General features: G+C 66.2%; 8 protein-coding genes. 6 read left to right on the top strand and 2 right to left on the bottom strand.

Features of this window, described 5'->3' with window-relative positions; all coding sequences use genetic code 11:
* The 6 genes from AC5Y5V_RS30830 to AC5Y5V_RS30805 form a co-directional block, all read left to right on the top strand.
* A partial coding sequence (locus AC5Y5V_RS30830; protein ID WP_499942790.1) for a beta strand repeat-containing protein occupies positions 1-1,608 on the top strand: 1,608 nt, incomplete at its 5' end.
* Between the two features lie 55 nt (positions 1,609-1,663).
* Entirely contained in the window at positions 1,664-2,218 is a 555-nt protein-coding gene (locus AC5Y5V_RS30825; protein ID WP_499942793.1) for an alpha/beta hydrolase, read from the top strand.
* A gap of 23 nt (positions 2,219-2,241) precedes the next feature.
* Positions 2,242-3,624: a glutamine synthetase family protein gene (locus tag AC5Y5V_RS30820; protein WP_499942788.1), complete on the top strand. Its 1,383-nt coding sequence runs from the start codon at positions 2,242-2,244 to the stop codon at positions 3,622-3,624.
* A gap of 76 nt (positions 3,625-3,700) precedes the next feature.
* Positions 3,701-4,411, top strand: a complete 711-nt coding sequence (locus AC5Y5V_RS30815; RefSeq protein WP_499942791.1) for a gamma-glutamyl-gamma-aminobutyrate hydrolase family protein — start codon at positions 3,701-3,703, stop codon at positions 4,409-4,411.
* Positions 4,408-5,772, top strand: coding sequence for an aldehyde dehydrogenase family protein (locus AC5Y5V_RS30810; protein WP_499942787.1), 1,365 nt, complete (start codon positions 4,408-4,410; stop codon positions 5,770-5,772). The genes AC5Y5V_RS30815 and AC5Y5V_RS30810 overlap by 4 nt, the downstream gene beginning before the upstream one ends.
* Positions 5,769-6,545 (top strand): 3-oxoacyl-ACP reductase, encoded by a 777-nt coding sequence (locus tag AC5Y5V_RS30805; protein ID WP_499942786.1) that lies wholly within the window; start codon positions 5,769-5,771, stop codon positions 6,543-6,545. Before AC5Y5V_RS30810 ends, AC5Y5V_RS30805 begins: the two co-directional genes overlap by 4 nt.
* Positions 6,546-6,553: 8 nt before the next feature.
* Here the strand turns inward: AC5Y5V_RS30805 and AC5Y5V_RS30800 are convergent, their stop codons facing one another.
* Together AC5Y5V_RS30800 and AC5Y5V_RS30795 are read right to left on the bottom strand one after the other, a co-directional pair.
* Positions 6,554-9,880: a Tc toxin subunit A-related protein gene (locus AC5Y5V_RS30800; RefSeq protein WP_499942784.1), complete on the bottom strand. Its 3,327-nt coding sequence runs from the start codon at positions 9,878-9,880 to the stop codon at positions 6,554-6,556.
* Positions 9,881-9,905: 25 nt separating this feature from the next.
* Complete coding sequence (locus tag AC5Y5V_RS30795) at positions 9,906-13,235, bottom strand: neuraminidase-like domain-containing protein (protein WP_499942783.1); 3,330 nt, start codon at positions 13,233-13,235, stop codon at positions 9,906-9,908.
* Between the last annotated feature and the right edge of the window lie 15 nt (positions 13,236-13,250).

The raw sequence follows: 13,250 nt of genomic DNA, 5'->3' as shown, positions 1-13,250 counted from the left end.
GGCGGCAACTCGGGTCAGAACAACAGCGGGCTGGCCTTCGGCAACTCCGGTCACGACAACGTCGGCGCGTCGTTCGGGAGTTCGGGCTCCTTCCACACCGTCAACGGCGGCAACTCCGGCTCCAACAACTCCGGCGCCGTCGGCAGCTCGGGCTTCAACAACATTGTGGGCGGCGGGAATTCGGGTTGGAACAACGCGGGCGCCGGCGGCAACTCGGGCACGTCCAACAGCGGCGCCTCGTTCGGGAACTCGGGCACCGGCAACAGCGGCCTTTCCATCGGCAACTCCGGTTCCGGCAACGTGGGCGGCACCGGCGGCAACTCGGGCCAGAGCAACGCCGGCGTCGCCATCGGCAACTCGGGTTCAGGCAACAGCGGGGCGTCGTTCGGCAACTCCGGCTCCAACAATGTGGGCGGCAGCGGCGGGAACTCCGGACGCAACAACAGCGGGTTGTCGTTCGGCAGCTCGGGCTCGGACAACGTCGGGGTCAGCGGCGGGAACTCCGGCTCGGGCAACAGCGGCGTGTCGTTCGGCAGCTCGGGCCACGACAACGTCGGGGTCAGCGGCGGCAACTCCGGACGCAACAACAGCGGCGTGTCGTTCGGCAGCTCGGGCTCGGACAACGTCGGCGTGAGCGGCGGGAACTCCGGCTCGGGCAACAGCGGTGTTGCGTTCGGCAGCTCCGGCTACAACAACGGCGGGGTGGCCGGCGGGAACTCCGGCTCCAACAACACCGGCCTGTCGTTCGGCAGCTCCGGCACCAACAACTCGGTGACCGGCGGCGACTCGGGCCACGCCAACTACGGCAGCGCCGGCAGCTCGGGGTCCGGCAACGCGGCCAGCGGCGGCAACTCCGGCGAGAACAACATGGCCGGCGCCGGCAGCTCGGGCTCGGGCAACACCGCGACGCTGGGCAGCTCCGGCAAGAACAACACCGCCAACGGCGGCGGCTCGGGATCCGGAAACGCTGCGGCCCTGGGAAGTTCGGGCAACAACAACTCCGGTACCGCGGGCAGCTCGGGCACCAACAACCCCGGCGGCGGGAACGCGGGCTCGGGCAACATCGGCTTCGGCAGCTCCGGCACCAACAACCCGGGCGCCGGCAGCTCGGGCAGCAACAACATCGGCTTCGGCAACGCCGGCAGCAACAACCTGGGCGCCGGCAGCTCCGGCGATTCCAACCCGGGCGCGGGCAACTCCGGCTCCTCCAACTTCGGGTTCGGCAGCTCGGGCAACCTCAACGTGGCCGCCGGGAACTCGGGCACCCTGAACCTGTTCGCCGGGTCGTCCGGCTTCCTGACCACCGGCATCGGCAACTCGGGCTTCTTCAACCCGGGCGCCGGCAACTCGGGCATCATCAACCCGGGCGCCGGGAACTCCGGCCTGCTGCTGGTGGGCTTCGGCAACTCGGGCCTGCTCAACTTCGGCGCGCTGACCTCGGGCCCGTTCAACCTCGGCATCAACACCTCCGGCCTGTTCAATGCGGGCGCGGCGCTGTCGGGCTTCGCGAACTTCGGCATCCTCAACGCCGGCATCCTGGACATCGGGTACGTGCCGCGGCTACTCGGTCTGCCCCACGCCATCATCGAGCTGCTGAGCGGGCTGTAAACGCATAAACGTCGCGCTGGCTGCCCAATCGCTGTAACGTGCGGAAGTGCCCTCGATGATGACCACGCTCGACGGGTTTCCCGTTCAGGTGGCCGTAGCCGGTCCCGACAAGGGTGTCGTCGTCGTCATTCTGGGCGCCGAGCAGCGCGCGCCGGCCGCCTATGACGCGGTGTGCGAACGGCTGCACACGGCTTCGCTGCGCACCGTCGTCATCGGCCCCGACCCGAGGCTGACGGCCAAGTCGGTGGTCGGCATCCTGGACTCGCTACGGATCGGCTGGGCGGTGGTGGTCGGCGACCGCACAGGCGCCGAGCTGGCGTGGGAGCTGGCGGCGACCAGGCTGGGCCGGTTCGTCGGCTTGGTGGCCATCGACCGCGGGCATCCGCGCGTCGCCGACCAGAACGGCGTGGTCGCCGACGCACACTGCCCGCCGGTGGAAATCAGCACCACCGTGCTCGTCAGCTCGGCGGCGGCGCGGGCGGCGGCGCGCGAAAGCCAGCGCTTCGTCTACGCCGACTACCGCATGGTGGACCTGCTCGGCCGGCGAAACGCCCAGGAGTCGACCGCTCAGCTGGCCGCCGAGATCGTCATGCGCACCAGCACCTGGTAGCTCTACTTCGGGAGGAAGCGCTCGTGACCGGTGCGGGTTCTGCGTTGTTGTCGTGGGCCGACCTGGAAGGGCTGGTCGGGGCCGGGGACGTCGACACCGTCATCGTGGCGTTCACCGACATGCAGGGTCGGCTCGTCGGGAAACGGGTGTCCGCCCGGCTCTTCATCGACGAGATGGCCGAGCACGGCGCCGAATGCTGCAGTTACCTGCTGGCCGTCGACGTCGACATGAACACCGTCGCCGGATACGCGATGTCGAGCTGGGACACCGGCTACGGCGACATGGTGATGACGCCGGACCTCACCACGTTCCGGCTCGTGCCGTGGTTGCCCGGCACGGCGCTGGTGATCGCCGATCTGGGCTGGGCCGACGGCAGCGCCGTCACCGCGTCACCGCGGGCTGTCCTGCGCCGCCAGCTGGATCGGCTCGGCGAGCGCGGGCTGGCCGCCGACGTCGCCACCGAGCTGGAGTTCATCGTGTTCGACCAGTCCTACCGCGAGGCGTGGGCCGGCGGCTACCGCGGCCTGACCCCGGCCAGCGACTACAACATCGACTACGCGATCCTGGCGTCGTCGCGGATGGAGCCACTGCTGCGCGACATCCGGCTGGGCATGCAGGGCGCGGGCCTGCGGTTCGAGGCCGTCAAGGGTGAGTGCAACCGGGGCCAGCAGGAGATCGGCTTCCGCTACGACGACGCGCTGGTGACCTGCGACAACCACGCCATCTACAAGAACGGCGCCAAGGAGATCGCCGATCAGCACGGCAAAAGCCTGACCTTCATGGCGAAATACGATGAGCGCGAGGGCAACAGCTGTCACATCCACCTTTCGCTGCGCGCCCAGGGCGGCAGGAGGGGTGGCGCGCGCTTCGCCGACAGCGCCGGGCAGCACGGCATGTCGTCGTTGTTCCGCAGCTTCCTCGCCGGGCTGCTGGCCACTCTGCGTGAATTCACCCTGTTCTACGCGCCGAACATCAACTCCTACAAGCGCTTTGCCGACGGCAGCTTCGCGCCGACCGCGGTGGCCTGGGGTTTGGACAACCGCACCTGCGCGCTGCGGGTGGTCGGTCACGGGCAGAGCATCCGGGTCGAATGCCGGGTTCCCGGTGGCGATGTCAACCAGTACCTGGCAGTGGCGGCGCTGATCGCCGGCGGGTTGTACGGTGTCGAGCAGGACCTCGAGCTTGCCGAGCCGTACGCCGGCAACGCCTACGCGGCCCCGGACGTGCCGCGATTGCCCGCGACACTGGCCGAGGCGGCGGCGGCGTTCGAGGCTTCCGCCGCGGCCCGCGCCGCATTCGGCGACGACGTTGTCGCGCACTACCTGAACAACGCGAGGGTGGAGCTGACGGCATTCAACGCCGCGGTCACCGACTGGGAGAGGACGCGTGGCTTTGAACGGCTATGAGCCCGATCGGCGGCGTCCCGCTGCGCCCGGCACCGCCGCGCCCGCGAACGCCGGTAGAGGCCACGGGCGGCCCCCGGTGATCGGTCTGACGACCTACCTCGACCGGGCGCAGACCGGCGTGTGGGATGTCACGGCGAGTTTCCTGCCCGCCCAATACTTTCAGGGCGTAACCATGGCCGGCGGCATCGCCGTGCTGCTGCCGCCGCAGCCGGTGGATGTCGAGGCCGCTGAGCGGGTGCTCGACAGCCTGGACGGCCTGCTGATTACCGGCGGCAAGGACGTCGACCCCGCCGCCTACGGTCAGCAACCGCACCCGGAAACCGACCGGCCGGGCGCGGTCCGCGACGCGTGGGAATTCGCGCTACTGCGGGGCGCGCTGCAACGGAATCTGCCGGTACTCGGCATCTGCCGCGGCGCGCAGGTGCTCAACGTCGCGCTCGGCGGGACGCTGCATCAGCACCTGCCCGAAGTCCTTGGCCACCAAGGCCATCGGGCCGGCAATGCGGTGTTCACGTCGTTGCCGGTGCGTACGGTGGCGGGCACCCGCCTGGCCGCGCTGATCGGGGAATCCGCCGATGTCCGCTGCTATCACCACCAAGCGGTCGCCGACATCGGCGCGGGCCTGGTGGTCAGCGCCTGGGACGCCGACGGCGTGGTCGAGGCGCTGGAGCTGCCGGGCGAGAACTTCGTCCTCGCCGTGCAGTGGCACCCGGAGGAGTCGCTGGAGGACCTTCGGCTGTTCGCCGCGATCGTCGACGCCGCGCGGTCCTACGCGGGCGCGCGATGACGGCCACGCAACTGGTCAACCCGGCGACCGAAGAGACGCTGCGCGCGGTCGAGCACACCGACGTCGCCGCCGTCGACGACGCGGTGCGGCGGGCTCGGGCCGCCCAGCGACGCTGGTCGCGGCTGGCGCCGGCGGAGCGGGCCGCGGGGCTGCGGGCGTTCGCGGCCGCCGTCGGTGACCACGTCGACGAACTGGCCGCGCTGGAGGTGGCCAATTCCGGGCATCCGATCGCGTCGGCGGAGTGGGAGGCGGGTCACGTCCGCGACGTGCTGGCGTACTACGCCGCCGCCCCGGAACGCCTGTCCGGCAAGCAGATTCCCGTCGCGGGCGGGTTGGACGTCACGTTCAACGAGCCGCTGGGCGTGGTCGGGCTGATCACGCCGTGGAACTTTCCGATGCCCATTGCGTCCTGGGGCATCGCGCCGGCGCTGGCCGCCGGCAACGCGGTGCTGGTCAAGCCCGCCGAGTGGACGCCGCTGTCCACCGTGCGGCTCGGGGAGCTGGCGGTGCAGGCCGGGCTGGACAAGGACCTGCTGCAGGTGCTGCCGGGACGCGGCGCGGTGGTGGGGGAGCGCTTCGTCACCCACCCAGACGTGCGCAAGATCGTGTTCACCGGGTCCACCGAGGTGGGCAAGAAGGTGATGGCGGGGGCCGCGGCCGCGGTCAAACGGGTGACGCTGGAACTGGGCGGCAAGAGCGCCAACATCGTGTTCGAGGACTGCGACGTGGCGCTCGCGGCGGCGACCGCGCCCGCCGGGGTGTTCGACAACGCCGGGCAGGACTGCTGCGCCCGCAGCCGAATCCTGGTACAGCGCAGCGTCTACGACCGGTTCATGGAGCTACTCGAGCCGGCGGTGCAACGCGTGGTGGTGGGCGACCCCGGTACGCGCGAAACACAGATGGGTCCGCTGGTCTCCGCCGCGCACCGCGACAAGGTGGCCTCCTACGTGCCCGACGGCGCCCCCGTCGCGTTTCGCGGCACGGCGCCGTCGGGGCCCGGGTTCTGGTTTCCGCCAACGGTTCTGACCCCGCAGCGCACCGACCGGGCCGTCACCGAGGAGATCTTCGGCCCGGTGGTCTGCGTGCTGCCGTTCGACGACGAGGCGGACGCGATCGCGCTGGCCAACGCCACCGACTACGGGCTGTCCGGTTCGATCTGGACCGACGACCTGTCCCGCGCGCTGCGGGTGTCGCGGGCGGTGGAAGCGGGGAATCTGTCCGTGAATTCGCATTCGTCGGTGCGCTACAACACCCCCTTCGGCGGCTTCAAGCAGTCGGGGCTGGGCCGCGAGCTCGGCCCGGACGCGCCGCTACAGTTCACCGAGACCAAGAACGTGTTCATCGCCGTGAAGGAGGCTTGATGGATCTGACGCGGCGCCTGGACGGCCGGGTGGCGGTCATCACCGGCGGCGGCAGCGGCATCGGCCTGGCCGCCGGCCGCCGGATGGCCGCCGAGGGCGCAACGATCGTTATCGGCGATATCGACGACTACGCCGGCGCGGCGGCCGCCGACGAGCTCGCGGGCCTGTTCGTGTCAGTGGATGTCACCGACGAGTACGAGGTCAACGCGCTGTTCGACACCGCGGCGCAGCGCTACGGATCCGTCGACATCGCGTTCAACAACGCCGGCATCTCGCCGCCCGAGGACGACCTGATCGAGCACACCGGCCTCGAGGCGTGGCAGCGGGTGCAGGAGGTCAACCTGACGTCGGTGTACCTGTGCTGCCGGGCGGCGCTGCGGCACATGGTGCCGGCCGGGCGGGGTTCGATCATCAACACGGCGTCGTTCGTCGCGGTGCTCGGGTCGGCGACGTCGCAGATCTCCTACACCGCCTCCAAGGGCGGGGTGCTGGCCATGTCGCGGGAGCTCGGCGTGCAGTACGCCCGACAGGGTATCCGGGTCAACGCGCTGTGTCCGGGACCCGTCAACACCCCACTGCTGCAGGAGCTGTTCGCCAAGGACCCCGAACGCGCCGCCCGCCGGCTCGTGCACGTGCCGGTGGGCCGCTTCGCCGAGCCCGACGAAATCGCCGCCGCCGTCGCCTTTTTGGCCAGCGACGACGCCTCGTTCATCACCGCCTCGACGTTCCTGGTCGACGGCGGGATCAGCTCGGCCTACGTCACGCCGCTGTAGCTCGAGGCTCAGTTCGGTGTGAAGTGGTATGCCACAACGAGATACACCATGGAACTCAATGACCGCAATGAGGGGTCGATGCTGAGCGTCAGTGTCGCCTCACCGGCGTTCAGGTCGCCGGTGAGGCTGGTCGCCGGCACCGAAATCGCCTGAATACTTGGCGAATTGGCCGCCTGCTCCGGGGTGAACAACGTGAGCGAATCGATCGTGAATTGCTTGGAGTTCTGCACCAGGTACCCGAAGCGCTGCTTGGCGATGGCGGCCGTGAACGGGGCGGTGGTATCGGTGCTGCTGACAAAAGTGGACCACTCGTTGGAGAAGTCCTGGCGTAGACAGAACAGCTGAGCCTGTCCGGACGAGGCGGGTCCGGAAGGGTTGTTCTGCGAAGGATGGAATTGGTTCTGCACGGCGGTGGTCGCCTGATTGGCCTGCGTGACACCGCCGTCGCGGGCGGTGTGGCGGATGTGCAAAATGACGTCGGTGATGGTGCTGTAGTCGAAGGTCCGCAGCGGCGGGAGCTCCAGGGTCCACGTACTGATGGCACCGGCGCCTTCGAAGGGGAGGAACCGGTCGTCGCGCAGATTGGTCTCGAACATGCCACTGTCGTTGACGCCGCTGCTGGTAACGATCGAATCCAGGGAGCCGTAGTAGTCGGTGAAACGTGCGTCGTCTCCGGTGGTCGACCGCTCGTAAGGCCCGGCCTGCGGCCCGGGTGTGGTGCGTACGCTGCTGTTCTGCAGCGTGGCGGTGCAGTTGACGTTGGTGTAGGGGCCGGAGTTGCAAAACACGGAGACGGCAACGGTTTTGATGCGCCGCATGTACAGCCCGGGACGGTCCAGGTCGTAGCGCCATTCGGGAATACTGACGGTGCAGCTGCCGGTGATGATCAGGTTCAGCAGTGCCACCGGGTCGAGTTGGCGCACCGAAACATGCTCGGTCAGTTCGAGTTCACGTAGGTTGTAGGTGTCGTAGTCGGCTTCCAGCCGCTTGATGTCGTAGGTGAGAGCGTCGGCGGCGGTCAGTCCTTTCCAGGCATTGTTAAAATAGTTGGGTTGGATGTAGGTCGCGGCGTCGACCTCGGGGCGCATCAGTTCGTGCTTCATCGTCAATTCGGCCTTGTGCGCCAAGTCGGTCGCGAACTGGTAATACTTCTGTAGTTGGGTGAACAGCTCTCCTTGCATCCAGTCGTAGAGGTCTTCGCGGGTGAACATTTTGACGGTCGTCATGTAGTCGAGCACCGTTTGGCTGTCCTGCTGCTGTTGGGTGGCGTTCGCCAGCTCTTGGGCCGCGGACTGCTGGGCGATGATCGAGGTGAGCAGCTGCTTGCCGATGGCCTGCATATCACGCGCGGCGCTGTTGAGCTGGAAGGTCCAGTCATCGGTACGGCGTTGGTAGCCTGCCGTTTTCCCCGCGCTGGCGGCATCGGCGCGTGAGCCCGCCGCATTGGACGCCGAATGCTCCGCCTGAGCTCGGATGAAGTCGGGAATGGGGTTCGGGATTGAGATTCCCAAGCCCCACGGTTGGGCGCTGATGCCGGCGCTGGCGCCGGGGATCATTTGAAACTGTGCGGCGTCGGATTGTCGATTCGCGGAATCTTGTTCGTAGCGTTTGACGTCCGGCATGTTTTGGTTGAGTTCTTGGTTCTCGAAGCTGCTGAGGTAGAGCGGACCCGGGTTGGTGGCGCCGGCTTGGGTTGCGGGAGCAGCGGTCTGCAGGTTGAGCACTGTCGAATAGGCCTGGGTGCCGGGCGACGTCAGCGCGCTGCCGAACTGATTGACCAGCGTGTCGTAGGCGCTGGCGAAGTTGGCCTGCGTGATGGTGGTGTTGGCGTCGATCGTGGGGAGCGCAGCAGCGTCGAGACCGAACAGGTGCATGTGGTAGTTGTAGCGTTCTAAGGCCGATTGCTGTTGCGCCTGCAGGGCGTTGGTGGCCGCGATGGCCTGCTGATGCTGCAGGGTTCGGGTGTCGATGATCATCTGCTGCAGCGTCGTGTCATTGCCTTGCCTTAGCGCAGCCAAATGCTGGGCGTCTTTTTTCTCCAGCGCCGCCAGCAGTTCGTTGGACACCCGCTGCAGTTCTGCGGACATGTCCAACGCCCGGCGGATCATGATCGGCGTGCGTACCGCGGCCACGGGTTGGTTGAGACCGGCTACCACGGACGCGATGTCCAGACCGGCCGCGGTGGCCGCAACCAGCAGGCCCGGGTCGATGGGCGGATCGAACAACGGCATCAATTGCACTTGCCCGGAGAGGTTTTCACAGTTACGGATCTTGTGCAACCGGTCGTCGACGGTATCCCAATAGCTCAGCAGCGATTGGTCTTCGGGTATGCAGAAGTACAGTGTTTGGCCCAGCCCGAACAGTGGCCCCGTCCCGGGTGCGGCCGGTGTAGTGCTGGTGTTGAGGTTGAACGGGAATTGGGCTTCGAGGTCCACCAGCGCATCGCCCAACAGATCCTGCCGGCTTGACTTCGGCCCGATCTGGTCATAGGAGCGCGCAGCCACCGTGCCTATCTTGGGGATCTGCTGGGGACGGGGGCCTAATAGGTTGGCGGCCTTGATGACCCATTGGGTCGCCTCGTTGACCGTCTCGATGGTCATATTGGCCAACAGGCTGTCGGTCTTGGCCAGGTAGCATTCCAGCAGTTTCATCATCGTGAAATACATGAAGCAGACGGGGCGCGCACGCGCCACCGCGAACGGCTCGAACGGTGTGATCATCGCGATGTTGTAACTGTCGACGACTTGCGACTTGTCGACGTTGGGATCGCTGAGGGTCTCCAGGATCGTCGCCGTATTCTGGGCGTTTTGTCGGAAGTACAAGAATTTCCAGTATTTGGCCTGTGGGGGCAGAGCGGGGTCGTCGAGCATGTCGGTCGAGGCGGGGTCGAGGATGTAGCGCAGGAAGCTTTCTTCCTCGTCGTAGCGGCCGTTGCGGTGGTGGACGTCGGCGATCGTGTGTATCAGGTGGTATCCGAGTTCCCAGTGGTAGTTCGCATAGGGTAGGTGCGGGTCAAGGTCGATGCCGTAGGGCTCGAATTCGGCAGGATACTCTGCGTTCGTGTGCTGAAACTGATCGCTGGGTTGCACCACGGTGGAATCGTTGATCAGGTTGGTCAAGGAACCGGGATCGAGCATCGTTCCGATCGGATCGCCCGTCGCAGTGTTGATTTGGGTGATCAAGGCCTGAACAAACGGGCTGAAGTGGTTTTCGATGACGAATTCCATTTGTGCGGCGGCGGGTTCCGAGAATGGCATCAGAAGCCCCGAGTTCTGCGCAACAAGGGCGAGGTCGGCTGATTCGTGGAAGCGGTTGACGCCTTGGGGTCCGGCCATGCGGTGCCTCCTCCTTAGCGGTGTGTTACTTGGGCGGGAGATTGGTGGTGCTGTCACCGGTGGCGCCGATAACGGCTCCGTTGAATTGGACGGTGGAGGCGGTTCCCAGCAGCGCGCGCAATGTTGGCGCGGCGGTCAGCGCGGCCGCTGCGCGCGATGGGTCGTTGAGTTGACGAGTCAGCTCGGGCGGTTCGACCAGGGGCGCGGCTGATCGGACGACAAGGGGCGTGAAGGTGCCTGACCCGATCGATCGGCCCGTCACCGAGCCAAAGCCGCTGAAGCGCCCGAAAATGGGAGTCGGTTGCGCCACGTCGACCCAGAAGGTGTTATTCGCATCCGCGAGCAGAAACGGCATGAACCTCTGATCTGGCTCGCCGTATTGCGCCTCGCATAAGGTGAGTGGAAATTGACCTTTTATGATCTGGCCGGAATCATGCGTGAGCCAACTGCCCCACAAGGTGTATACGAATTGGAACTGGAGGGAGGTTGGGTCGTCGGAGTGCGGCGTCCAGCGCAGTGCGTACGTCTGGCTCAGGGCTTCGATGCGGCTTCCTGGATAGTCCTGGTTTTCGTCGACTTGGTGTACCAACAGCGGAGTGCTGCTCGGATTGTTGAGCGCAAACAAATACCCGTTCAGATTGTCTAGCGTCTTGAAGAACGGAATGGTCAGATCGTCGGAATAGGCGATCTGGATATAGATGCTCCGGTCTTTCTGGTCGGTGGACGTCCAGATCCGTAGATCGAGGCCGGGGCGGTCGACGTAATCATCGAGGGAGAGCGGCCCGGATTGTTGTGTCGCCTGCCAGGCCTCGTGGCGGTATTCCGAATAACACAGTATTGCACTGCATTTGGTTGTAGAGGTGTTGGCGACGCTGGAGATCATGTTCGAGACCCCCTTGGCGAGATCATCGCCGCCGGACTGAACCGCGCTGGTCAGCCCCGCCGCCGCGGCACCGGGGTTGGCGGGGGGTGTCGGCTGGATTTTCAGCCAGAAGACGAATAGGCGACCGTTCCAATTAAAGACCTGCAGCGGTTTTCCATCGATGGGGAGTTTGGTGTCGGCCCACGGTGACCAGAATCCATTCCGCTTATACCGGTAATAGTAGTGACCCGCGAGATCGCGTGCGATGATGTGTGCCGCGTCATGACCGGTGGAGTCGGATTCTTCGTAATACAGACCGCAGGGATCGAGCTGGGCAATTTTCGACAGATCGGTCAGGTACTGCTGATAGATGCCGACGGCCGCATCCGCGTCGATATCGCCCTGCTGGAGTTGTTTGGCCGCGACGGTGAATATTTCAGACTGATCGTCGCGTAACGACTCGACCATGTATTGGTGCGGGGTGAGGAACACTTCCATCGCGGCCTGCCACACCCGGTACGTCTTGCGCATCGGCCATTCCCCGTCGGGGTCGATGCCCACCGGGTCAACCGCCGGTTCCATGTTATGCAGACAGCGTTCGATGAACTGCTGCACCGACGACAGCGCCATCCGCACGCGCGAGGTCTGCATGCATGTCGACATCTCGACGTCCATGAGGAAGAAGCTGTACAGGTCGTCGGCCGTGGGGACGCGGTTGGTTGTCGTCTGGATGCCCAGGGTGGTCAGGATCTGGGTGCCGTCGAGGATCAGGATGGCGGTGACTAAGGCGTCCCGTTGTGCGACGCGGATCTCGTTGTTGACGCCGGTAGCGATGTCGAGCCACTCAGCTTGACCGAAGCGTGAGCGAACATCCGATTCGACTTGTGTAACATCCCAATTCGTTGCGGCGATCAGGCTTGCCGGGGACAACCGGCAGCCGTTGATGATGTCGAATGCCGCGCTGAGCCGGGCCAGCAGCGGGAGCCACGGCGGTGACGGGGGATGCTGCCAGCCCAGGAAGCCCGGTGCCGCGGTGGCGGTGGTGACCGACTGGACTTTTCCGTCGACGATCGCGTTTCCGTTGCCCAGAGCCAAGATCTGGGCTGGGTCAGAGGTGCCGGTCTTGGCGAACGTCCCGATATCGCCCGGTTGCAGCAGTCCGGGGTCGACCGGATTGGGTACCGCGGTGCCTGGCACGGGAATGGTGATGCCCTGTTCGCGGTAGGCGTCGAAAACCGTGGCCGCGGTGCCGGTTGCGGATGCTGCGGCGAGCGCAGCCGCCGTCTGCGGGTTGGCAGCGGTCACGGTGACTCCGTTGGACAGCGTCACTGTGGTGGGTTGAGACGACGGCATCAGCGACGAGTTCTGCGCGCCGACGATCTGCAGTTGGTAGGCCACGGCCACGATGGAGTCGGGGTCCCAGCGGGTCACGTTCGCGAATTCCGCCACGCCTGTCGCGGCGCCCGCACCCAGGTCGACCAGCGCGTCGAGCAGATTCGTGCTGCCGGGCGAATACCTCGATTTGGCTGCGGCGTAAATGAGTAGCCCGTCGAGCACCGTGGTCCATTGACTCGGCCGCAGCGGGGCGGCGACCGGTGCGGGCATGTCTCCGATCGGCAGGGCGGCAGTCCATGATTGGCCGTTGACGGTCAGGTCGGGCCGCTGTGCCAAATACGCGATCTCCGCTGCGGTGAGGCTCAAATTCGTTGCTAATGCGCTGATTTTGAGCAACCGCAGGTTGGTAGCACTGAGGTTGTCGATCAAATCGGCGGCAAAGAGGGCGGCCGCTGGGATGGGCTGCCAGCCGGTCCCGGCGGTCTGCCAGGTGACTTCGAAGGTGGTGCGGAGCCCGTCGGCCGTGATGGCGACGGCCACCGGGTTTCCGGCGGTGAGCGTGATCGGGTTCTGGTTCGTATACAGGCCAGGCGAATTGGAGTCCGCCTTCATGCCGACGTCGGCACCGTCGACGCTGACGCTGACCGTGCCATCGGTGTGGACGGTCAGTCCGTAACTGCCGGTCTGGCCGGCATTGAGGTAGCCGCTCCAGCTGGCAGCGATCGCGGCCGCCCCCGCGTTCGGAGCGGGCAAGGGGTTCTGCGGGCTGCCGGACGGTCCGGGGGTGTCGGTGTAGGTGAGTGACGGCGCCAGCGCCGTGATGTCGGCGGATTGGTTGGTGCGGTTGTCGCTGAGCCAAAACTGGGCGGTGAGCCCGCTGCTGCTGATCGCGGTGAAGTCGCTGATCGCCGGGTTGTTCGGACTGGCTGCGGCGGGGAGCAGGGAATCGTCCAGGAGCAGAACGGGTCCAAAGGAGCTATCCACCCCGGCCGCGTTGGTCGCGACCGTCAGGGCTTGCTGTTCCTTGCGCCGAGCGGCCAACGCCGGTACCAGCTGGGTGAGCAGGGCGCTGAGCGCCGCGGTCGGATCACCCTGGGCGGGTGGGTTAATCGCGCTTTGGTAGCTCTGCAGCAGGTTTTGCAGGTTCAGCGCCGGCACCGCCGGTGACGGGCT

This window comes from Mycobacterium sp. NGS68, assembly GCF_059812195.1.
This window is presented reverse-complemented; position numbering and strand designations above follow the sequence as displayed.

Bases quoted from the DNA above. Each gene is read 5' to 3' on its own strand.
- AC5Y5V_RS30825 (WP_499942793.1), top strand. From the start codon at position 1,664: ATGATGACCACGCTCGACGGGTTTCCCGTTCAGGTGGCCGTAGCCGGT.
- AC5Y5V_RS30810 (WP_499942787.1), top strand. From the start codon at position 4,408: ATGACGGCCACGCAACTGGTCAACCCGGCGACCGAAGAGACGCTGCGC.
- AC5Y5V_RS30800 (WP_499942784.1), bottom strand. From the start codon at position 9,880: ATGGCCGGACCCCAAGGCGTCAACCGCTTCCACGAATCAGCCGACCTC.